At 45.5% G+C, this 23,591-nt stretch carries 19 protein-coding genes; 3 read left to right on the top strand and 16 right to left on the bottom strand.

The genetic code is table 11. The annotated features are described in order from the left end of the window. Positions 1-76 precede the first annotated feature (76 nt). Positions 77-1,408, top strand: coding sequence for an exodeoxyribonuclease VII large subunit (xseA, locus tag AC6R00_RS04430; protein ID WP_500639454.1), 1,332 nt, complete (start codon positions 77-79; stop codon positions 1,406-1,408). Positions 1,409-1,444: 36 nt separating this feature from the next. Here the strand turns inward: xseA and AC6R00_RS04425 are convergent, their stop codons facing one another. The 14 genes from AC6R00_RS04425 to AC6R00_RS04360 all read right to left on the bottom strand — a co-directional run bounded on the left by AC6R00_RS04425 (position 1,445) and on the right by AC6R00_RS04360 (position 15,577). Beyond that, the gene (locus AC6R00_RS04425; protein WP_004746282.1) at positions 1,445-1,666 is read right to left on the bottom strand and encodes a zinc ribbon domain-containing protein; all 222 of its coding nucleotides are present in this window, start codon (positions 1,664-1,666) and stop codon (positions 1,445-1,447) included. Positions 1,667-1,703: 37 nt separating this feature from the next. Next, entirely contained in the window at positions 1,704-2,732 is a 1,029-nt protein-coding gene (locus tag AC6R00_RS04420; RefSeq protein ID WP_500639453.1) for a sensor domain-containing diguanylate cyclase, read from the bottom strand. A gap of 318 nt (positions 2,733-3,050) precedes the next feature. Then, positions 3,051-3,917, bottom strand: coding sequence for an alanyl-tRNA editing protein (locus AC6R00_RS04415; protein WP_500639452.1), 867 nt, complete (start codon positions 3,915-3,917; stop codon positions 3,051-3,053). Positions 3,918-4,078: 161 nt separating this feature from the next. Further along, positions 4,079-5,566, bottom strand: coding sequence for a ribosome biogenesis GTPase Der (gene der / locus AC6R00_RS04410; protein ID WP_004746279.1), 1,488 nt, complete (start codon positions 5,564-5,566; stop codon positions 4,079-4,081). A gap of 167 nt (positions 5,567-5,733) precedes the next feature. Continuing rightward, positions 5,734-6,894 carry an outer membrane protein assembly factor BamB gene (gene bamB, locus AC6R00_RS04405; protein WP_500639451.1) on the bottom strand — a complete coding sequence of 387 codons (1,161 nt, stop codon included), beginning with the start codon at positions 6,892-6,894 and terminating at the stop codon, positions 5,734-5,736. A 9-nt stretch (positions 6,895-6,903) separates the two neighbouring features. After that, positions 6,904-7,518, bottom strand: a complete 615-nt coding sequence (locus tag AC6R00_RS04400; RefSeq protein WP_004746277.1) for a YfgM family protein — start codon at positions 7,516-7,518, stop codon at positions 6,904-6,906. A gap of 57 nt (positions 7,519-7,575) precedes the next feature. Then, a complete protein-coding gene (hisS, locus tag AC6R00_RS04395; RefSeq protein ID WP_500639450.1) occupies positions 7,576-8,844 on the bottom strand; it encodes a histidine--tRNA ligase in 1,269 nt (422 codons plus the stop codon). A gap of 48 nt (positions 8,845-8,892) precedes the next feature. Then, the gene (gene ispG / locus AC6R00_RS04390; RefSeq protein WP_500639449.1) at positions 8,893-10,011 is read right to left on the bottom strand and encodes a flavodoxin-dependent (E)-4-hydroxy-3-methylbut-2-enyl-diphosphate synthase; all 1,119 of its coding nucleotides are present in this window, start codon (positions 10,009-10,011) and stop codon (positions 8,893-8,895) included. A 9-nt stretch (positions 10,012-10,020) separates the two neighbouring features. Beyond that, entirely contained in the window at positions 10,021-11,007 is a 987-nt protein-coding gene (rodZ, locus tag AC6R00_RS04385; RefSeq protein WP_500639448.1) for a cytoskeleton protein RodZ, read from the bottom strand. A 324-nt stretch (positions 11,008-11,331) separates the two neighbouring features. Further along, a complete protein-coding gene (gene rlmN, locus AC6R00_RS04380) occupies positions 11,332-12,459 on the bottom strand; it encodes a dual-specificity RNA methyltransferase RlmN (protein WP_500639447.1) in 1,128 nt (375 codons plus the stop codon). Positions 12,460-12,678: 219 nt separating this feature from the next. Beyond that, positions 12,679-13,110 carry a cysteine desulfurase sulfur acceptor subunit CsdE gene (gene csdE / locus AC6R00_RS04375; protein WP_500639446.1) on the bottom strand — a complete coding sequence of 144 codons (432 nt, stop codon included), beginning with the start codon at positions 13,108-13,110 and terminating at the stop codon, positions 12,679-12,681. Positions 13,111-13,128: 18 nt separating this feature from the next. Next, complete coding sequence (gene tcdA / locus AC6R00_RS04370; RefSeq protein ID WP_500639445.1) at positions 13,129-13,938, bottom strand: tRNA cyclic N6-threonylcarbamoyladenosine(37) synthase TcdA; 810 nt, start codon at positions 13,936-13,938, stop codon at positions 13,129-13,131. 73 nt (positions 13,939-14,011) lie between these two features. Beyond that, positions 14,012-15,115 (bottom strand): murein transglycosylase A, encoded by a 1,104-nt coding sequence (mltA, locus tag AC6R00_RS04365; RefSeq protein WP_500639444.1) that lies wholly within the window; start codon positions 15,113-15,115, stop codon positions 14,012-14,014. Positions 15,116-15,184: 69 nt separating this feature from the next. Then, positions 15,185-15,577 (bottom strand): DUF2850 domain-containing protein, encoded by a 393-nt coding sequence (locus tag AC6R00_RS04360; protein WP_500639443.1) that lies wholly within the window; start codon positions 15,575-15,577, stop codon positions 15,185-15,187. A 237-nt stretch (positions 15,578-15,814) separates the two neighbouring features. Here AC6R00_RS04360 and argA point away from each other — a divergent pair, with 237 nt between their 5' ends. Next, the gene (argA, locus tag AC6R00_RS04355; protein WP_500639442.1) at positions 15,815-17,152 is read left to right on the top strand and encodes an amino-acid N-acetyltransferase; all 1,338 of its coding nucleotides are present in this window, start codon (positions 15,815-15,817) and stop codon (positions 17,150-17,152) included. Positions 17,153-17,358: 206 nt separating this feature from the next. After that, positions 17,359-17,535 carry a hypothetical protein gene (locus AC6R00_RS04350; protein WP_004746266.1) on the top strand — a complete coding sequence of 59 codons (177 nt, stop codon included), beginning with the start codon at positions 17,359-17,361 and terminating at the stop codon, positions 17,533-17,535. Positions 17,536-17,561: 26 nt separating this feature from the next. Here AC6R00_RS04350 and recD read toward each other — a convergent pair whose 3' ends face one another. Beyond that, positions 17,562-19,703, bottom strand: coding sequence for an exodeoxyribonuclease V subunit alpha (gene recD / locus AC6R00_RS04345; protein ID WP_500639441.1), 2,142 nt, complete (start codon positions 19,701-19,703; stop codon positions 17,562-17,564). Between the two features lie 2 nt (positions 19,704-19,705). After that, positions 19,706-23,332 carry an exodeoxyribonuclease V subunit beta gene (gene recB / locus AC6R00_RS04340; RefSeq protein ID WP_500639440.1) on the bottom strand — a complete coding sequence of 1,209 codons (3,627 nt, stop codon included), beginning with the start codon at positions 23,330-23,332 and terminating at the stop codon, positions 19,706-19,708. Positions 23,333-23,591: the final 259 nt, after the last annotated feature.

Genomic DNA, 23,591 nt, shown 5'->3' with positions numbered 1-23,591 from the left:
TTTTTTTCTTGCATTTACCCCCTTGCTATGTATTATATTGCCGCTAATTTCCATACCCACGTCCACGGAATTAGCTGTGTCTTCTCTGACCAATCAAAACATCTTCACTGTTTCTCGTCTTAATGCTGAAGTCCGTCTGTTACTAGAAAATGAAATGGGCATTGTTTGGTTAGTAGGAGAAATCTCTAATTTCTCCGCGCCTGTTTCTGGGCACTGGTACCTCACTCTAAAAGACTCTCGCGCTCAAGTTAAATGTGCCATGTTTCGTGGTAACAATCGTCGCGTTACTTTCAAACCTCAAAACGGCAATCAAGTCTTAGTCAAAGCACGTTTATCTCTTTATGAGCCTCGCGGTGACTATCAGTTGATCATTGAAAGTATGCAGCCCGAAGGTGATGGCAGACTTCAACAGCAATTTGAAGAGCTGAAGATGAAACTGGCGGGGGAAGGTTTATTCGCTCAAACCAGTAAACAGCCGTTACCAGAGCACCCTAAGCGCGTCGGAGTTGTCACGTCGAAAACGGGCGCTGCACTGTTCGATATCCTCGATGTACTTAAGCGTCGTGACCCTTCCCTTCCTGTGGTTGTTTATCCAACCATGGTTCAGGGAGAAGAAGCCGCTATCCAAATAGCACAAGCCATTGGCTGTGCAAATAGCCGCAATGAGTGTGACGTTTTAATTGTTGGACGTGGTGGTGGCTCACTGGAAGACTTGTGGTGTTTTAACAATGAAATACTGGCGCGCACCATTGCCGCCAGCCAAATCCCGATCATCAGCGCAGTCGGCCATGAAGTCGATGTGACGATTGCCGACTTTGTTGCGGATATGCGTGCTCCTACTCCATCAGCCGCAGCCGAATTAGTTAGTCGAGATAACAGCCACAAAGAGCAAGCGCTCACCACTCGCCAGCACAAACTGATTAGATCAATGCGCTACTACTTGGCTGAGCAAAAAAGAACGACCACTTCTTTACTTCACCGTATCGAGCGCCACCATCCTAATTATCAACTGCAGCGTCAAAGCCAACAGTTAGACGAGCTTGAGGCTAGATTGCACCGTGCTATGGGGCAATTTATCTCTCTGCGCAATCAGAAGATTGAACGTCAGCAGCACAAAATTCAGCTTAATTCTCCAATCAAACGACTAGCCGAGCAAAATGCTTCATTACAAAGACTGGAGCAAAAGCTATTGGATGCAATGGATCGAAAACTGCTCAATACTCGCCACCAACTTGCAATGGCAGCGGAAAAGCTTGAGACAGTAAGCCCACTAGCCACGCTCAAACGTGGTTATTCGATCACCCAGACCGAACAAGGTAAAGTAGTGACTCAATCCTCACAAATAAAAACAGGTGACACTTTGGTCACCCGTCTTTCTGATGGCGAAGTTCGTTCAATCGTGAACTAGAGAACTAGAGAACTAGAGAACTAGAGAACTAGAGAACTAGCTTGGTTGAAACTCGAATCGAACACGAGATTTAGATTTCAGTTCATTGCAGTTATTGCAAAAGTAGTTCGCTGCTCCACATGCTTGGAGCTTTTCTAACTCGGCTTCACAATCAGGGCAAAAGCCCACCTTAATATAACTCTCATCACAAGCAGAACAGTGGTATTTGCCTGTCCACTCGAGTTCGTCTTCGCATACAGGGCAAATGTTATCGTTCATACGGGCACTCAACAATCTTTCACAACTTACGTTCACTTTAATATTCTGCGGTAAGTTTGCCTTGATCTTTGTCATGCCTGCGCTGGTGTTTAACCTTATACATCTGCTGATCAGCAAGCTTTATCAAGCTTTGTAGTGATGTCACTCGGCTTACTTCGCATACGGCCTTACCCACACTCACTTTGATCGTTAAACCTTCTATTGGGGAGACATTCTTCAGCTGTTGATTAAACATTTCTTCGAGCTCTGTGAACACTTCTCTACTATTCGAGAAGGAAAACACAACAAACTCGTCTCCGCCATAGCGGCCTTTTAGACTGCAACCTTTAAAGGTTTGGTTAAGCAGCGCTCCAACGGTAGACAGTACTTTATCACCGACTTCATGACCAAAACGATCATTAATCAACTTAAACTGGTCTATATCGGCGAAGAAGCAAGAGACATACTGAAGATCGGTGTTTAAGCAATCAGCGACTTGGTCTAGCAATGCAGAGCGATTTAAGCACTTGGTTAGCGAATCATACCGCGCATGATAATAAAGCTGTTCTTCAAGCTGATATTTTTCCCAGGCAACCGCATACAATGAGGCTAACATCTCAAGTACTTCGAGCTCATGAGCCGCGGGAGCAGATGGTGTTGAGCTATAGATTGCAAATGTCCCCATTGCGGTGTCTTCGCTTGATAAGATAGGCACCGACCAGCAAGCTCTCAAATTGGCTTGAGCCGTTATTGAAAGAAATGGTGCCCAATTAGGGTGAAGGTTGATATCCTCGACGACCACTGTCTGCTTTAGATATGCAGCTGCACCACAAGAGCCAACATTAGCCCCTATTTCAACCCCTTCTATGGCATCGTTGTACAACTTTGGCAAACTAGGGGCATACTCTAAATATAGTTTCGCAGTGTTCTGTTCTAAACGAAGAATTGATGCTCTGCGCTCGCCAAACCAACTTTCAGAAAGATCGACAACTCTTCGATTGAGTTCTTCTTTTCCCATTCCTAAGGCTAGTTTTGCGAGCAGCTTATTTACTTCTCTGTGAGCTGTGAGAAGTTCAAGGTGACTCATAAGGCGACTACTTTATTTGTTTTAGTTTTTCACCTCGAACACTAGCATAAAGTTTGAGCTTTTTAGCCGATCTCTAGCTCATTAATAATCACGAGCAATTAATCTTTACTACCAAAACCGTTAAGATGATAAAAGATCCAAGTCTGATCGTCGGCAAAATCCAAAGTGATCAGCGATCTGCCCCAAAAAGAACATTTATATAACCACATACCGAAAGCATAAGTTACATGTGCTGCATTTGGATTTTAAAAAGCATAAAACTTCATGAATGAAACTTTAAATCCAACTTTTAGCATTTAATAAAAAGATCAGATTCCATTAAGCCGGTTTTACATTGGTGTGCATTTCAATATTTTGTTCATCGACACTACGTAAACTTACCTCAATAGCAAGATATTCATCCAGTGAGTTGGCATGTGTGCCGCCGCACGGAATGACTGCCACCACAGATTCATTTAAGTCACATTGCCAGTATCGAGAATCGGTCAAAGCCTCGCCATCACACTTAACTTTGATGTCAGAATTGAGCTCAAGCCACTTGATCAACTGCACGTTAACTAGCTGCTCAATGTGACTTAAATCCGAAAGCATATCAGCGCTATTTAAACCTCGTTTACGTAGTGTTTTCCCTAATCGATAGGTATCTAAGCACTTATCTGGGGTAACAAAGCTGGTCACTTGAGCATAACTGTTGAAATCATAGTTTCCGTGAGGGTCTTTGCGATCAGCATCTTTGCGCCAATAGCCTTGTTCGGTCAGGACCTTATTTAACGCAAGATAGGATAAGTGGCCTGCACTATGGCCTCGACTGAGTGCCAATTGGTAATCTTTATCAACAGATAAGTTCACGCTCTGCCCTGTGGTTAAATCAGAACAATCTGCTGATAAACAATGCACTGTGACAAACACCCATCCAGCTTCATCGCGTTTAACCGGAATCGCTTGTCCAACATAGAGTTCACCGCTTTCAGTATCGACAGCACCCACTTGGCAATCTTGTACAACATGACCATTCAGTGTGCCTTTATCTGCTGGGTGATCAGGCCAAATATGGCTCACTGGATGAAAAGGCGTGGTATCGGTTACGACATAAAAGTGCTCTTCGGTTAACTTGGTCAGTTGAATACTGGCTTCTAGCTGCCAAGTCTGATGACAGAATTGTGTAATGGTGGGTGTAATGTGCATCTTTCTATTCTTTCCATATCATACTAACCAGAATAAACATCTGGTCATTCTTGCTAGTGAACATCGCGGATCACTGATTCATCCCGACTGGTATAAAAAAAGCGCCGAGATTATCAGGCGCTTTTGTCGAAATTAGTCGTTTCTACCGTTAGGAAGCAGAGTTACTTCTTACGATTTTTCATCATGCTCATTAGGCGTTTACGTTTGCGCTCTTGAGACATAGTCATTTTGTTCGATTTACCCTCAAATGGGTTATCGCTGCTTTGGAACTGGATACGAATCGGTGTACCCATGATTTCCAATGACTTACGGTAGTAGTTCATCAGATAACGTTTGTACGAATCTGGTAGTTCATTTACTTGGTTACCGTGAATCACAACGATCGGTGGGTTGTAACCACCAGCGTGCGCGTATTTGAGTTTAACACGACGACCGCGCACTAGTGGCGGTTGGTGATCATCAGTTGCCATTTTCATGATACGCGTCAGCACAGAAGTCCCTACACGAGTTGTCGCTGATTTGTATGCCTCTTGAACAGACTCAAATAAGTGACCAACACCTGTACCGTGAAGTGCAGAGATAAAGTGAATTCGAGCAAAGTCGACGAAACCTAAGCGACGATCAAGCTCTTTCTTAACGTGCTCTTTTACGTCCATATCCAGACCGTCCCACTTGTTCACTGCAAGCACAATTGAACGACCAGCGTTAAGTGCAAAGCCAAGTAGACTTAGATCTTGATCTGAGATGTTTTCACGAGCATCGATAACCAGTAGGACAACGTTAGCGTCTTCCACAGCCTTCAACGTTTTAACTACAGAGAACTTTTCAACAGTTTCGTTGATACGCTTACGACGACGTACACCCGCTGTATCGATAAGAACGTATTCACGACCATCACGCTCCATAGGAATGTAGATAGAGTCACGAGTCGTGCCTGGCATATCGTAAACAACCACGCGCTCTTCACCGAGAATACGGTTAGTCAGGGTAGATTTACCTACGTTAGGACGACCAATAATCGCCAGTTTGATCGGCTGATCTTGTAGACGTTTGAACTCTTCTTCCGCTTCTTCTTCGGTGTAGTCGAGTTTCTCTTCTTCTTCGTCAACGAATTCAGTTAAGTCTTCGATTTCACCTTGCGCTTCTTCCGCCATTTTTTCAGCAAATGGATTCAGAGCTCGGTCGATCAGTGCACCAACACCACGGCCATGAGCAGCAGCAATCTGGTACATGTTTTCAACACCCAATTGCCAGAAGTCAGCAGATGCAGCGTCAGCATCAATACCATCAACCTTGTTCACCACAAGCATTGAAGGTTTTTCAATTTTGCGTAGGTGATTAGAAATCGCAATATCAGACGGCGTAAGACCAGCGCGGCCATCGACCATAAACAGCACGACATCAGCTTCGTCAATCGCTGCCAATGACTGTTCAGCCATTTTAGTTTCAACGCCTTCTTCCGTACCATCAATACCGCCGGTATCAATCACGATAAATTCATGCTCACCAAGCTTCGCTTGGCCATATTTACGGTCACGAGTTAAGCCAGGGAAATCCGCAACCAACGCGTCGCGAGTACGAGTCAATCGGTTAAACAACGTTGATTTACCAACGTTTGGACGCCCTACCAGAGCAACAACAGGTACCATAACAACCTCTACAATATTCTTTTCTTTATGTAGTTATAGGTAACAACTCAGCAGAGTCCACATTTTGAGCGCTTTACCTATAACCACATGTAACTATGGGTTCTAAAACAAACAAACGGCTCCCAACTGTTACCAGCTAGGAGCCGAATGTGAATTATATCACACGATTACTCGTTGATCGTCAGTTTCTTTACATCGCCATTGCGAGTCATCAGCACGTAGCCACCAGGCACTGCAATCGGTGCTACAGCAAAGCCAGTACTGTTCACTTGCTGCATTGAAACAAATTCGCCACTGCTGCGATCGATCCAGTACAAATAGCCTTCGCTATCTCCAACCACAACGTACTCATCAATCATTACTGGAGCTGTCAGTAGTCGGTGCTCAAGCTGGTCATTGGTCCACAGCTCAGTACCACTTCGAGCGTCAACAGCAACAAGATGATCTTTTTCTGTCACTAAGTACAGACGACTGCCGTCGCTAGCAAGATCGGTCGCTGAAGAGTAACTACGTTTCCAAGCTGGTTTGCCAGAACGCAGGTCAATTGCTGTTAGCTGTCCGTTGTAACCTACGATATAGAGAGAACTACCCAAAATCAGCGGTGCGGCATCGACATCAACTAGGCGATCAATCTCAGTGGCGCCTTGTGGCATACCGATTGGTTGTTGCCAAATGAGCTGTCCACGCTCAACAATCGCTGCCGCTAGTCGACCGTTTGCCGTGCCCCAGAAGACACCACCAGAAGCAGTAACAGGTGTACTATTACCACGCAAAGTTAGGTTTGGCACTTCCGTACTGATGGTCCATTTAGTTTCGCCAGTTTCTTGGTCTAGCGCCACTAACATACCGCTGTTGGTGTGAACAATGACAAAATTGTTGTCTGTTGCTGGTGCCGTTAGCACTTCGCCGTCAACGTCGACTTGCCAGTTAACTTCACCAGTTTCTTCATTGAAGGCGATCACTTGACCGTTTTCACTACCAATAAAGATTTGGCTGTAACCTGCAGTAATACCACCCGCTAGACGAGCAGACACATCCGCTTCAATCTCGGTTTCCCACAAGGTTTTACCATTTTCAGGATCCAAAGCTTTAACTACACCGTCACGGCTTGCGACAAAAACTTTGCCATAAGCGTACTCAGGAGTCAGCTTAGAGTAGTATTGACCAACACCATTACCAACAGAAGTGCTCCATTGGCTTGACGGAGTGAACTCACTGTCAACTTGCGGTACAGGTGACATAATGATGGTATCTTCTTCGCCGGCACAGCCCGCAAGAACACCAACGAACATCGCCGTTGTGAGTGCTTTTTTCAGCATATTCTTCATGCGACGCCCTTACTTGGCTAGATCATCCAGTTTCATCTGTAGAGTCTGGCTCGCATCACCTGACTGCTGTGCTTCGGTGTATGCTGCATACGCCGCTTGTGCATCACCTTTACGCAGAAGGATGTCACCTTTTAGCTCGGCAACACGACCAGCCCAGCTTTCGTCTGTAATGTTAGCCAGCTGAGCAACAGCTGCATCAAATTCGCCTTGCTCCGCTTTAACACGTGCCAAACGGTAATCAAGTACCGCAGAAACCGCTGCATCTTTCGTTGCTGACTTAGCCCACTCTAGTTGAGCCAAAGCTTCATCAAGGTTACCAGCTTCAACTTGGACTTTGGCCAATTGCAGCGCGGCTAACACTGAGTATTCAGTTTCTTTGTTTGCATCGATGAAAGCTTGAATATCGCCTTCTGCAGATGCGCCTTTTTCAGCGAGTGCTTGAACCGCTTTAGTGTAGCTTTCAGACGCCGCTTCTTGAGCCGCGGTCACTGAATCTTGGTAATAACGCCAGCCAAACAGACCGCCTAGACCAACGACAGCACCTAAAATCACTGCTTTGCCGTTCTCTTTCCACCAATCTTTGATCGCTTCTACTTGTTGTTCTTCAGTATCGTAGAGTTCCACTTCCTGTCCTCTTACATCAAAATGGCAGCCGAAACTGCCACTCAAAATTCATTAATATTAAACGAGCTCTGCTAGCTTAGCGATAACATCTGCTTGGCTCAGCGTATCTTGAGTACCGCCAATCAGATCCTTCAATACCACTGTGTTGTCAGCGACTTCGTTTTCACCAAGTACTAGAGCCACAGCTGCGCCTACTTTGTCTGCGCGCTTGAACTGCTTCTTAAAGTTACCACCACCGAAGTGGCTCATAACACGTAGTCCAGGGACTTGTTCACGTAGTGTCTCTGCTAGCTTCATACCCGCGAGCATTGTGCCTTCGCCTGCCGTTACCATGTAAACATCAACACTACGACGAACTTCTGTTAGCTCTAGAGTTTCTAGCATAAGAACCAGACGCTCAAGACCCATAGCAAAACCCACTGCTGGTGTAGCTTTACCGCCTAGCTGTTCCACTAGACCATCGTAACGACCACCACCACATACGGTGCCTTGAGCACCTAAGCTTTCAGTAATCCACTCAAATACAGTACGGTTGTAGTAATCCAGACCACGAACTAAACGCTCGTTAACTGTGTATTCGATACCTGCCGCGTCAAGAAGTTCACAAAGACCTGCAAAATGTTGCTTTGACTCTTCGCCAAGGTAATCAGATAAACGTGGTGCATCACCTAGAATCGCTTGTACATCTGGGTTCTTAGTATCCAGTACACGCAGCGGGTTAGTGTGCATACGACGTTTACAATCATCATCCAGAATATCAATGTGCTGCTCTAGGAAGGCAATCAGTGCAGTACGGTAATTCGCACGGTCTTCCAGTGAACCAATTGAGTTCAGCTCTAGACGAACGTGCTTATCAATACCAAGTTCACGCCATAGACGAGCCGTCATTATGATAAGTTCTGCATCAACATCTGGGCCATCTAGACCAAATACCTCAACACCACATTGGTGGAACTGACGGTAGCGACCTTTTTGCGGACGCTCGTGGCGGAACATTGGACCCATGTACCATAGGCGCTGTTCATCACGGTTGATCAGGCTGTTTTCAATACAAGAACGTACACAGCCAGCCGTGCCTTCTGGACGAAGGGTTAAGCTGTCGCCGTTACGGTCTTCAAAAGTGTACATCTCTTTTTCAACCACGTCGGTCACTTCACCGATAGCGCGACTGAATAGATGAGTCATCTCAACGATTGGCATACGCACTTCGTTGTAACCGTAGGCGCTGATTACGTTCTTCACTGTGTTTTCAAGTTTCTGCCACAGTGGTGATTGAGTTGGAAGGCAGTCGTTCATGCCTCGAATTGCTTGGATTTTCTTTGCCACAGTTATCTACCGTAAAAAATAGTTACCGTAATTTGGGTTACGTTGAGATTAATCTTGTACTTTAACGTCGATGCGGTTTGCTTCGTCTAATGTTGAAGCTTTTGCACGAATTTTAGCTTCTAGCTGGTCAACAAGGTCGTTATTGTCAAAACGCTCTTTCTGACGTTTACCGTCTTCGTAGAATGCGCTCTTCTTGTTACTTCCTGCTAAGCCTAAATGAGACACTTCTGCTTCACCCGGACCATTGACCACACAGCCGATAATGGACACATCCATTGGTGTAATCACGTCTTCTAAACGCTGCTCCAGTGCGTTCACGGTACCAATCACATCAAATTCTTGGCGCGAACAGCTTGGGCAAGCAATAAAGTTAATACCGCGAGAGCGAATACGTAGCGACTTTAGGATATCAAAACCGACTTTGATCTCTTCAACTGGGTCAGCCGCAAGAGAGATACGCAGCGTGTCGCCAATCCCTTCTGCCAACAACATCCCGAGACCAACTGAAGATTTCACTGCGCCAGCTCGTGCGCCGCCTGCTTCAGTAATACCTAAGTGAAGCGGCTGTTCGATCTTCTTCGCTAGTAAACGATAGGAATCGACAGCAAGGAAAACATCTGAGGCTTTCACACTTACTTTAAATTGGTCGAAGTTAAGTCGATCAAGAATATCGACATGACGCATCGCAGACTCCACCAACGCCTCTGGAGTTGGTTCGCCGTATTTCATCTGAATGTCTTTCTCTAACGAGCCACCATTCACACCAATACGAATCGGAATGTTTTTGTCGCGTGCGCAGTCAACCACTGAGCGGATACGGTCTTCATTACCGATATTGCCAGGGTTGATGCGTAAACAGTCCACACCGTACTCTGCCACTTTTAGCGCGATACGATAGTCAAAATGAATATCCGCTACGAGAGGGATATTGACTTGCTGTTTAATTTGCTTGAATGCCTCTGCTGCATCCATAGTTGGTACCGATACGCGAACGATATCAGCACCGACATTTTCCAGTGATTTAATTTGAGCAACAGTCGCTTCAACGTCTGTTGTTCTAGTATTAGTCATCGACTGCACAGCAATCGGTGCGCCGTCACCAATAGGTACGTCGCCCACATAGATACGAGTCGATGGGCGACGTTTGATAGGAGATTCGTATTGCATAGTAATTTTTTAAGGTAAGTTGAATCTTGCTACTTTGCCTGAAGTATACCCAGAAAGGTCGACAGGTTCACTCGCTAATGTCATTGAAACGTTTTCAGGTGCACCTAAAATGACACTATAAGGCAAATTGCCGCTTAAATTGAGGCTCTGTCCTGCTTTCTTCACTCCAGTAGAAAGGGTTTTTCCTGAAGCGTCTTTGACTTGAATCCAGCAGTCATCGCTGAATGACATAACCAACAGGTTTTCAGCTGCCGCAGGCTGTTCAGCTTTTGGTGCCGCAGCTACAGCTGTCGGTTCTACTTGCTCTTCACTAACGCTTGGTTGCTGCGGCTGGGTCTCTGGTAACTCCTGAGACTCTGCAACAATTTCGGTTTCTACCACATCAGAAGACGTGCTTTGTGCGCTTGGCTGATTCACAACTGAATCAACAGCTTGAATGGCGTCTTCGCCAGACTGTGGCTCTATCTCGGTACCAGCCTCTGTAAGAGTTGTAAAGTCCAGAGGCTGATTCTCTGTCGGCTGTTCTTCTAACAGCAGCTCTTGATCCGTTTCTGTCGTTAGTGACTCCATGCTTTTTTCTTGGTTTTGCCACCACCAAACGGATGAAATGCCTAACACGACAATTACGATGCCCATCGTTAGAGTCATTATGCGGCTATCATGAGCTTCACGCTTGGTTTTATGCGAGAAGCTTTTCATTTCTTGCTCTTCAGGTTGAGTCTCTTTACAACCGTCAAGCGCACACAACACTTCTGATTCAGCTATCCCAACCGCTCGAGCATAAGAGCGTAAGTAACCACGGGTGAATGTTGCAACCTGATCAGAGGCAAAGTTATTGGCTTCGATGTTTTCGATGATAGAGAGACGCAAACGCAAGCGATCGGCAATTTGCTTTTGACTCAGGCCAAGAGACTCACGTTTATTTTTAAGCAGAGTCCCTGCTTCTACTTTTTCTACGTTCTCGTCGCTCGCTTGAAGTTGTTGTTCAGCTGTCATGATTCTAAAAATTCTCTTCTCGTTTAAGTTTCGTCATATCCCCGCTTAATTATTTATTTTTCGTTGCGCGCAAATAACCAAACTCTGAATTATGTCGAGGATTAACCTCAATTACTCTAAATTAACGCCCCACTCAATAGACAGGGGAATTTACCCCGAAAGCGTTAACCTTCAATTCTAATAGATATCATAGATGAAACAACACAAACAAAGCGCATAATTTACAAGCAGCTCAAGGTTTTTCGTTATTTTGACAGAGAGATCGCTACCAGATGTAACAAAAAAGCCAGAGCTAGGCTCTGGCTTTGGCAAATTTAGCACGCTTTATGAAACTGCTTTAACTTGGATTGTTTCACCTTTGGCCGCTTTAATGGTCGCCGTACGTTTAGTACGGTCGATCACGTCGCCAACTAGCTGACCACATGCTGCATCGATATCATCACCACGAGTTTTACGCACTGTTACCGTGTGTTCATATTGCATCAAGGTCTTCTGGAAGCGGTCGATACGAGAGTTGCTGGGCTTCTTGTATGGCGATCCAGGGTACGGGTTAAACGGAATCAAGTTGATCTTACAAGGCGTGTCTTTTAACAGCTCAGCAAGCTCACGAGCGTGGTCCATATCATCATTGACATGGTCAAGCAGAACATACTCGACCGTTACCTTGCCGCGGTTTGCGTTAGAGGACTGAATGTAACGACGAACTGATGCTAAGAAATCTTCTATATCCCAACGATCATTGATTGGCATGATTTCACTACGCAGCTTATCGTTAGGCGCATGCAATGAGATTGCCAGTGCAACGTCAATCTTACCAGTCATCTGATCAAGACCAGAGACGACACCAGATGTTGATACCGTCACACGGCGCTTTGACAAACCAAAACCTAGATCATCAAGCATTAGCTCAAGCGCAGGAATAAGGTTCTTCATGTTAAGCAGCGGCTCACCCATCCCCATCATTACTACGTTAGTAATTGGACGACGGCCCGTCTCTTTTTCTAAACCGATCTCACGCGCAGCACGCCATACTTGACCAATAATTTCAGAGACTTTTAGATTGCGGTTGAAGCCTTGTTGAGCAGTTGAGCAGAATTTACACTCTAGCGCACAACCTACTTGTGAAGAAACACACAAGGTAGCTCGGTCATCTTCTGGGATATACACCGTTTCTACGTCTTGGTCGCCAACCTTCATTGCCCACTTAATCGTACCATCTGACGAGTGCTGAGCTTCCGCTACGGTTGGTGCTTTAATTTCACAACGATGTTGCAGCTTTTCACGTAACTTCTTATTAATGTTGGTCATATTATCGAAGTTATCGACACCGAAATGGTAGATCCACTTCATCACCTGATCTGCACGGAATGCTTTTTCACCAAGCTCATCGGCAAAAAACTTACGCAAACCTTGACGATCAAAGTCGAGTAGATTGATTTTTTCAGTGGTCATGTGGCCTCTCAAGCGACGGAACATTAATTAAGGGCGCGAATTGTACAGCCTTTACGCAGCGACAACAAGACCTGTAAAGCCCTGTATTTACTAAGGCGTTAATATCGAAGCGGTTATTTATTAACCAGGCCTATAAGGGAGCATATAAATGGTGGAAAGATTCCCGATAGCGCTTATTTTTCGCTCTCGGGAATAGCAAACTAGTCAAAGATGGTTAGCTTACTCAGCCGTCGTTTGCTTAATTTGCTCAACAATTGCTTTTAAGCCATTGCCTCGCGAAGGACTCAAATGAGCGATCAAACCCAGCTTGTCAAAATAAGCATCAATATCAAAAGATTGAATCTGTTGTGAAGATTTACCATCAAAGGCTGCCATCACTAAAGCAATCAGACCACGGACAATACGTGCGTCAGAATCAGCACAGAAATGCCATAATCCATCTGACTTTTGACTGACTAGCCATACCGTGCTTTCACAGCCTGAAACTGTCACTTGTTCAGACTTTAATTCTTCAGGCATCTTCGGCAGTTTTTTACCCCATTGGATAACCTGACGATAGCGATCTTCCCAGCCTTTGAAACCTTGCATGGTTTGGGCAATATCTTCGGCAGTAATTTCAGTGCCAAACGGCGATTGAGGAAACGGTGACATTCTTTTCTCTAACCTAATTTACTTGCTGTACTTCTGGATAAGCTTTTCAACAATACGTGATACCGCCACAAAACCAAAGGTGGCTGTTACTACGGTAGCCGCACCAAAACCACTGGCACAATCCATACGTTTTGGCCCTTCAGCGGTTGATTTGACCCCACACACGCTGCCATCTGGCTGAGGGTATTTCAGTTGTTCTGTGGAAAAGACACACTCAATTCCGAACTTGCGCGCCGGATTGGTTGGAAAGTTATGATGACGACGTAGCGTATCTTTGATCTTCTTCGCTAGTGGGTCTTGGATCGTCTTTGTCAGGTCTGCGACTTTAATTTGCGTTGGGTCAACCTGACCACCAGCCCCGCCCGTCGTAATGACTTTGATTTTGTTACTGCGACAGTAAGCAAGTAGTGACGCTTTTGCTTTGACACTATCAATGGCATCCAGCACATAGTCGTATTCTTTGCTTAAATACTCATGCTGGTTATCTGGTGTAATGAAATCATCGATCAGATTAACTTTACACTCAGGGTTAATCAGCTTAACCCTTTCCGCCATCACTTCGATCTTGCTCTGACCAACCGTTCCGCTCATTGCGTGAATCTGACGGTTTATATTAGTCACACACACATCATCCATATCGATCAGGGTTAGCTCACCGATTCCCGTTCTTGCCAGAGCCTCAACGGCCCACGAGCCAACACCACCAATACCAATTACGCAGACATGCGCAGCGCGTAAAATCTCAACTTCACTGTTACCGTAAAGACGGCGTGTGCCACCAAAACGTTGGTTGTAATTTTCAGAAGCAGGAGTGTCGAGTTCACGCATAGGGGTTTTCCGCTGGGTACAAAAACAAAGAGTGCGATTTATACGCACTCTTAATTAAAAAGTCTAGATGAAGCTATTGTAGCTTTTCTGGAGGCAATGCCCAAGGCGCTTGTGTCGCACTTCCTTCGAGCCCCAATTTCCAGACTCGACCGAAATGTTTGTAATGACCAGCTTCTGTGCCTGCACGCGGCCCCATGCCATGGTAAAGGTCGAGATGGTTCTGTTTTACAGCGCCGCCAGTATCGAGCACTATCAATAAACGCAGCTGATGCGCACCACTCCATGAACCATCAGGATTAAGCAGCGGTACTTCAGCAAGGATTGGTGTCCCCATTGGGAATATGGAGCGATCGCCTGCGACAGATGCCATAGGTAAAAGTGGAATACCGGCCGAGCCAGTTACTGGCGCGTCAGCGCGAGGCTCAAAGAAAACAAAAGAAGGATTCTGTTCAAGAAGCTCACGTACGGTCGCTTCATCATTTTCCATTACCCATTCTTTGATCGCTTTCATCGACATTTTTGCTCTAGGCACTAAGTCTCTTTCTATTAACACCTTACCGATGCTGACATACGCCTTGTTGTTTTTGCCTCCGTAGGCGAAGTACTCCAAAGTATCGTCATCTTCGAAATGGACAAAACCACTACCCTGAACTTCCATCAAAAACGGGTCGATCCTATTTGATGCGTAACCTAGCTCCAGCCCCTGACCTTCTAGCGCACCATCATAGATTTGAGCTCGGGTCGGGCAATCGCTATCACACTCAGGTTTGGCATAAACTGGGTATTTAAATTTTTCATTGGGTTCATGGCGCAGTTCCATCACCGGAGAAAAGTAGCCGGTAAATAAAACATTACCTTGTTTGTCGCCACCACCCAGTTGAGCCGCTTGAATGCCAAAGCTGGCTAAGTCGGTTGGTTCACCGCTTTGTAATACCCATTCATTTAACTTGTCATATAGGGGCTGATAGATCTTTGCCATCGACGGAGAGTTATCAACGACTTGTTCAGCCTGACGATGAAACTCGGTAAAATCGCGCGGTTTGGTCGATTCGACAACTGAAGATTTATTCAAAATTGAATTGAATTCATCATCGACATATTGCTGAGCGCGGTCAGTAGGTTGAGCACAGCCAAACAAGACGCTGGCGGCTGCGAGAGGAAGATATTTTTTAAACACTGATTTTATCCCTAACAAGCTATGCCATGAGCATGACAAACTTGTTAGGAATTCGCAATCGAGTCATCGTTAATGAATGTTATTTTTAACTTTTTCTGACAATCGATACACGGGTTGGTAGTTGGGCTCTGACACTAACTGCAGCTCGGTAAATTCCTCATTGAGCGCTTTAAACTTACGTACCTTATCGCCAAGGCGATACTCCAAATGGGAGCCGTCCCAACTATACTGAGTATCAACAATACCACCGTTGATCGAAATGCCCGACGAGCTAACAACGAACTCTTCCGCCGCATAAGATGCGACGTTTTGCTCAACCCAGGTGCCATAAACATTCGATTTAGGGTAGATCTTTTCCAAATAAAGCTGATACAAACTGCTCGCCATCATTATGGCTAAAACCGCCGCAATGATTGCACCTAACACTATCGATCGCTCAAGAAGTTTTTTCTTACCGCTCACTTTCTTTATCACCAATGCACTACTGATAACATCACCATTAAGTGTTAACCAAAAATGTGTTTACCGCGAATTACAAAACCATTTTGACGCGCTCAATGACTCCAAGTCTCAAAGTCGAAATTCGCTCGTTACACCGAAAGTATAAAGAAGCACTTACATCACATTGAAAAAACGCTTGCTGAATAACGAATAAAATTGCAATATCAGTGTATATAAATTCAATTCACGGAAGATATTGTGAAGATTCGAAGCACTGCCCTAGTCAAAGGGTTTAGACAATCAGCTCCTTACGTCAACGCTCACCGAGATAAAACCATAGTTATTATGCTGGGTGGAGAAGCCGTGGCTGACGGCAATTTTTCGAATATTATCAGTGATCTGGCTCTATTGCATAGCTTGGGAGTCAAAATTGTTCTCGTTCATGGAGCACGACCACAAATCAATCACCTTCTTCAGCAAAATCAGTACGATAGCCCATATCACAAAGGAATCCGCGTTACGGATGAGACATCCCTTAATTACGTCATGCAAGCTGCCGGGCAATTACAGCTGACCATCACTGCCCAGCTGTCGATGAGCTTAAGCAATACGCCTATGGCTGGAACTCAGTTAAATGTCGTCAGCGGCAACTTCATTACCTCTCAACCTCTCGGGGTAGATGATGGCATCGACTATTGTCACAGTGGCAGGATTCGACGCATCGATGTTGAAGGGATCAATCGCATGTTGGATCAGGGTTCAATTGTTCTCCTTGGCCCGATAGCGAGTTCTGTAACTGGAGAGTCGTTTAATCTACTTTCCGAAGAAGTGGCTACTCAGGTCGCCATTAAGCTCAATGCAGACAAACTAATCGGCTTTTGTTCAGAGCAAGGCATCATCGATGAGAACGGCGATGTCGTCGCAGAGTTATTCCCAAAAGATGCTGAAAGAATTTTATCTAGACTAGAAACAGATCGAGTCGAAGGCGTTGATAACTCCTCTGGTACACTGAGGTTCCTACGTGCAGCAACAGCGGCTTGTCGAGCCGGGGTTCCACGCAGCCACCTAGTGAGCTATAAAGTTGATGGCGCTTTAATACAAGAACTGTTTTCACTCGATGGTATCGGAACCCAGGTGGTGAAAGCGAGTGCTGAGCAAGTTCGAGTTGCCGACATTGATGACATTGGTGGCATTTTAGATCTGATTCAGCCACTAGAAGAGCAAGGTGTATTGGTAAGGCGCTCACGTGAACAACTAGAACAAGAGCTGCATCAGTTCACCATCATCGAAAAAGATGGACTGATCATCGGCTGCGCTGCTCTGTATCCTTATCCAGATGAAAAAATGGCAGAGATGGCCTGTGTTGCGATTCACCCTGAGTATCGTGACGGAAACAGAGGCTTACTGCTGCTTAACCATATGCGCTTACAATCTAAGGCTCAGGGTATTGAACACATCTTTGTTTTAACCACTCATAGCCTTCACTGGTTCAGAGAACAAGGCTTCCATGAGATGGGGGTCGATTTCCTGCCCTCCCAGAAGCAAAACTTATACAATTATCAACGAAAATCGAAGATTCTAGCACTTGTCCTCTAAGCAATTGTAATTCTTACACTTGCGACCAAATTGCTTATTTTTCTTACATTATAAGCTTTATTTCATATTTCCAATTGGTTAATATTTCAGCTCCTCACCTCTAGTGAGGAGCTAGATAGGATTCACTTCTCTACTTAACTTTTTATTCAGTTGAGTCGCAAGGATTGCTTGAGGTTACTGACTACGTCACTAAGAGCAAACTATCGATGAAGAAAATTATCTGTAACTCTGTACAGAGTTTTTGGGACATGGCAGACAATGAACTACTAGAAGATCTAGACGTTCATTGTGTCTTCCCAGTGACAGAAGGCTTAAAAGCGTTCATTCTGAACTATCAGAAAAAGTACCGCATCCGCAGTATCTCTTTCTCTAAAGCACTTTAATCGTTTAATACGGTAGCCACGGATGGTTATCCCCTTCGCTGCAACCTGTGTATCAACCCACTCGCTCGCTCAGTTCGAACTTTAATTCCACGCTTCATCACTCGCTCATCAATGTATAAACTCAAACGTTTCTTCGCGCGCGTTATCCCTGTATAGATCAACTCGCGTGTCAAAATCGGGGTAAAATCTGGTGGCAAAATCATTAGCGTATGCTCAAATTCACTCCCTTGAGATTTATGAATCGTCATCGCATAAGCGGTTTCGTGTTCTGGTACACGGCTTGGCAACACTGACTTGACGCTGCCATCTGGCAGTTCGAAGAAGACCTTCAATCTTGGCTCGCTTTCCGAGTCATCCAGCATGCAAATGCCGATATCACCGTTATACAAACCTAGTGCATGGTCATTTCTCGCCACCATCACAGGTCTACCGTGATACCAAAGCTCGTCTTGGGTTTGAATCAACTTTTTAGCCGCCAGTGCACGTTCAATACGCTGATTAAGCCCAGTAACACCAAAGTCACCCTCACGAATAGCGCACAACAAACGACAACGCGCAAACTGATCCAATACCGCTTTGGCCCGCTTCGCCATGGTTTCGACTTCGCCCGTTGCAGAATCAAGTTGCTGCACATCAATTCGCTTAAGGTAATGGCTGTATTCAGCAAGCAAAGTCTGCACCATTTGATTGTAGTGCTGGCTATCGATCGGAAACTTAGCGATATCAGAGAAGTCTTTCTGCCAAACCCAATCAACTTTTTGCGCTGAACCAGCGTTAATGGCTTGCGCTAATTGACCGATCCCAGAGCGAGCATCAAATCGATAGCTCTTCTTCAGCATACATAAGCTATCAGCAATAGAGGGCTGCGTGTTCGTCGTGTGAGTCAGTGTTTCAAAACCAGTTAAGCGAGCAATTTGAGCCGCTTGACCATGACTAAAACCTAGCTGGCTGAAAGAACAAATGTCCCCCAGTACCGCCCCCGCTTCGACTGATGCCAACTGATCTTTATCACCCAGTAGAATCAATCTGGCATGCTTAGGTAACGCATCGACCAATTTGTACATCATAGGCAGATCGACCATTGAGGCTTCATCGACCACCAGCATATCTAAGTGGAGTGGATTATCTCTGTTGTGTCGAAACTCTGAGCTGTTAGGCAGTGCGCCGAGCAATCGGTGTAATGTACTGGCATCGGTTGGAATGGCTTGTTTTAGTTCAGGCGCGACAGGTAACTCTGCCACGGCTTTACCAATCGACTCAGTTAATCTCGCAGCTGCTTTGCCTGTTGGTGCGGCCAACTTAATCGTTGGCTGCTCAGCTTGAGCATTTTGCTGCGATGAGCTTTGAACTTGCTCAATCAAAGCGGCAAGTAGCTTGGTTACGGTGGTCGTTTTACCTGTACCCGGACCACCAGAGATCACGGCAAACCTTTTACTCAGTGCAACCGCGGCTGCAACTTTCTGCCAATTCACACACGCAGATAAAGGAACTAACTTATCCAGCACCGAAAGTTGCTCAAAGTTTTTAGCGGCTAGGAGCTTTTGGTCTATGGTAGGCCAATCCAATTTATCCTCTGCCACGACGTCTAGATGGTCACAAACCATACGCTGACGCATCACAGGAGAAGAGTCACCTTCTTGCTGAGATTTATTAATTGCTTCAAATAGATAGCGATAGTTGCGAGCAAATAGATGATCGAGAAGATTAGAAAGATTTTGGATTTCAGTAGGCTTTAGGATCATAGGTGACCCAAAGCTATTCAAACGCTCAGCCAAGGTCACTTCATAGTGCCAATAGCGGTGTAGATAGAGTCGCTCACCATCAAATATCAGTGGTAGCGCTTCACTCTCTTCAGCTGAGTTTTTAGCCACCAAACAAGAGTTGTTGAGCAAGGACACCCAGTCAATTGCCACTAGCGTTTGATTCAACTCTAATGCTGCTTCGCCAAACAAACCCAGCTTAGCGGCGAGGTCGACCGACTGCCCTTCTGCATCAAACAGCGGCAGACAAATATGGCCTTTACCAAGTTCGTGACTGACGACTCCTGCAATAAAAGCGAGCTGATCATCCTGAGACTGGCTAGCGATAAAGCGGGCAAACTGATAATCAAGTTGTCTGATGCTGGATTTGTTTGCCAGTTGTTTAAGCACAGAAATAAGAGTGGTCATGATTACAGTAGCTCCATCTGGCCAGCTTGATTCGTTTTCACATCGACACTTTGCCCATCGATGAGTCTGTCCATATCGTTAAGAAACTCTAGGCTTGGTTTGGCAGAGAAAATGCCATGCTCACTTTCTCCGTCCATCCCTCTAAGGAATAGGTAGTAGACACCGCCAAAGTGCTGATCGTAGTCGTAATCTGCGATTCGACTGCGTAAGAAGCGGTGTAGCGCTAAGGCATAGATTTGATATTGCAGGTCATAACGATGATCTGCCATGGCAGATTTTAGCGCTTCTCCGTGATAGAAACCGACCTCATCACCAAGATGATTCGATTTCCAGTCAAGGACATAATATTTACCTTGATGCTCAAATACCAAGTCAATAAAGCCCTTCAACATACCTTGAACGGTATAGAAGCCTAGGTCACCAGCCTTTGCAGATAAAGGATCATGACGTTGGATGACGCGATTTAATGCGGGCGCCGCCAGTACCTCAATCGGTAGCAAGAACTCCATCTCAACTAAACGTTGGCTTGGCCCTTTCTGGTTAAGCAGCAAAGATTTGCCATCCAGTGGTGTGGCTAACACGGTATCAATCAACTGCTGTAAAATCGGTAGCCAACTTGGGTCTAACTGCTCACTGTCGAGAAGATGAGTGATAATCTCAGTATTCGCTTCGCTAGTACTTGGCTCGGTAAATTCGACTTCTTCGAATAACGTATGCAGGAAAGTACCGGGTCTAGCGCCGCGCGGGAAAGTGAAGATGGATTGCTCTGGTTCAACTAACTCATCTTCATCATGCTCATCGGAAGAATCAATATCAAGATGCATTAAGTCGGTAAAGGCATCTGAGCTATGATGAGAGCTCTGTTTTACCAATCCAGAATAACTGGTGATTCGCCAATCTCGATCAATCACACTTTTCAGCTCGCTTGCAGTTAAATCTTGCTGCTGCGAAGTATGGGCAACAAAGACCTCTTGTTGTGGCTCTGGTAAGTCGCTTAATCGCACACTTTCCAGCCCATTAACATGCTGTTGGATAGCATTAGTGAGATCATTGATCCCCCCTTCTTTACCATCTTGTAGCAAATATCCCATCGCACTGTGATGAACACCGGTTGGTTCTTTAGTAGAACGACCGTTTCTTAGTGGCGCAGCCCCGACAAAACAGCTATAAACGGCACGGGTAAGCGCTACGTAGATTAGGCGTAAATCTTCAGCAAGGCGCTCTTTATCAGCTTGCGCTAAAGAAGCATCTTGCCCAGTAATATCTAAAATAGTTTTGTCTTGTTGCTCATCATAGTATTTTGCTTCGCTAGCCTCGCGATAGCTGAGAACAAAAGGCAAGAACACCAGATCATATTCCAGACCTTTCGATTTGTGGATTGTTACGATTTGCACCAAATTACGCTCTGATTCCAAGCGTTGGATTTGGTCTTCGCTGCCACCTAAACCATTTTGTGCATCACTGATTGCTTGAGCCAACCAACGCAGTAAACCATGGTCACTATCGAGCTCCTGACTTGCTTGCTGTAGCAGCTCACCAATGTGCATCAAATCGGTCAGTGCACGCTCTCCACCTTCTTCTTCTAGTAAACGCTCGGCAATATGTCGCTTGCTCATCACACTGCGCAACATAGGGAGCACACCTCGCTGAATCCAGAGTTTACGGTACTCTTTAAACTCATTGATTGCGTTTTCCCACTCATTTTCATCGTTGTTGAGCTTATCTAAACTACCTGCATCGAGAGCAAACATTTCACAAGCCAAGCTTGCTCGTAAGGCGCGATCATTTTCTGGCGTCAGTACCGCTTGCAATAAACGCTGAATATCTTGGGCGACAAGCGAGGTAAACACACTGTCTCGGTTTGATAGATAAACACTCGCAATACCTTGTTTGGCGAGAGCCTCTTTCACCATACGACCTTCATTACCGGTTCGAACCAGTACTGCAATATCTCCCGCCTGAATAGAATGCTCTCCTTTGCCATCTTCAAAGAACGCTTGCTCGTTTTGCGCTGCAGTAAGAATGGTTTGGATTTGATCCGCGGTAGCTTTAGACATCGCCTCTAGGTACTCACCTTTTGGTAATGGCTTCTCGTCGGCATCTTGCAACCAATAAGTGAGCGCGGGTTGCTTTTGACCACCGATAGTCCAAACGCGTTTATCCGCGTTGGGGCTAGAGTCGACAGGCAAGAATGGAATATCTTTATCGTAAATAAACGGGCTCGAAGGCAACTCAAAGATCTGGTTTACCGCACTGACCATATCCGCGCTAGAACGCCAGTTAGTGCCTAGAGTGAAGTGCGACGAAACCTGATTACGCGCTTTGATGTAAGTAAAAATATCTGCGCCACGGAAGCCGTAGATTGCCTGTTTGGGATCGCCGATCATAAACAAACCACATTCAGGGTTGTTCAAATAGATACGGCTAAAAATACTGTATTGAAGGGGGTCGGTATCTTGGAACTCATCAATCATAGCGACCGGATAGAGACTTCGAATCCGCTCTGCAAGTAGCTCAGATTCATCACCATCAATAGCGGCAGAAAGATTAGTCAGCAAGTCATCAAAAGAGAGCCACTGTTTCTGCTGTTTGGCTTTTGCCAACATCTCGCGACAATGTTCAATCGCATGGGCAAGAATGGGCGCTTTAAGACTGATTGGCGCAGCAAGGAAAGCATCAATCGCTTCAAAAACAAGGTGCTGCGGCGCGGTGCCTTTCGGCGTTTTCTCAACCAAGGTATTCTGGGCAAACTTCTCCAGTTTGTCTGGATAGTCATAGCCCGTCGTTTCTGTTGCCGCCCACACATTGACCGCTTCGAGCCAAGTCGGTAAAGACTTTTTGGTGTAACTGCGTTTGTTGACGTCAGAGTCACTAACTAGGGCAAAAAAGTCATCCTGATGCTCTCGCCATAGCGATTTCAATTCATCGATACGCTTTAGATTTTGTTGGTGTAAGTCCGCTAGACTGCCACTCATCGCAGCCACAGACAGGCTCAGTGGCGCACCAGTCAGATAGTTAGTCACATCGCGCAATAAATCAGAGGGGGCATTCCAGATTCGACGCACCTCTCCTGCTAAATTAAGCGGCAGGGGATAGAAATTACGTCGCCAGTAATCGGCAACAATCTGAGCTTTAAGATGACTCTCATCAGTCACAAATTCGTTGTTAAAGCGACTACCTGATTCAAATGCATTTTGGGTTAGCATACGTTGGCAAAAGCCGTGGATGGTATAAACCGCAGCTTCATCCATTTGCCTTTCCGCTTGCAAAAGGATCTCCGCGGCTTGTTTGTGGTCACTGAACTCCGAAACTAATGCATCAATTATTTCATCACCCGATTCAGTTTGCTTTACTCGTTTAAACGCTAAATAAGCTTTGTGAATTTTTTCTCGGATACGCTCTCGTAGCTCAGAAGTCGCAGCTTCAGTAAAGGTCACCACTAAAATCTGGTCGACAGTCAACGGCAGCTGATGTTTGGTCTCGGATGTACCGTGACCGAGAAGCAATCTTAGGTATAAGCCAGCGATAGTAAAGGTTTTACCGGTACCCGCCGATGCCTCAATTAATCGTGCACCGTGCAAGGGAAAAGTCATGGCATTAAGCGGAGTAACCATTGACGTTGCTGTCATAAAATATTTGCCCTTTGTATGAAAACCCGAGATCCAAATGTGATCCAGACTTAAAAACGATTGTTATTAATATAAATCCCTAAAAACTTGGGACTTTATGAGATCTTTCTCACGGCAGGCTTGTTACCTAACCGCTACTATGCGCGCCATGTGTTGAGCAACTCTGAGCTTGTCTAAACAGCCAAGTTGCAACAAACCGACAGAATAATGGTCCCTCTGACCTGTGGCCGTACAGCGAACGCCCTACACTATAATGATT

The sequence above is a fragment of the Vibrio sp. R10-SF1-ISO8 genome (assembly GCF_059833805.1).
This window is presented reverse-complemented; position numbering and strand designations above follow the sequence as displayed.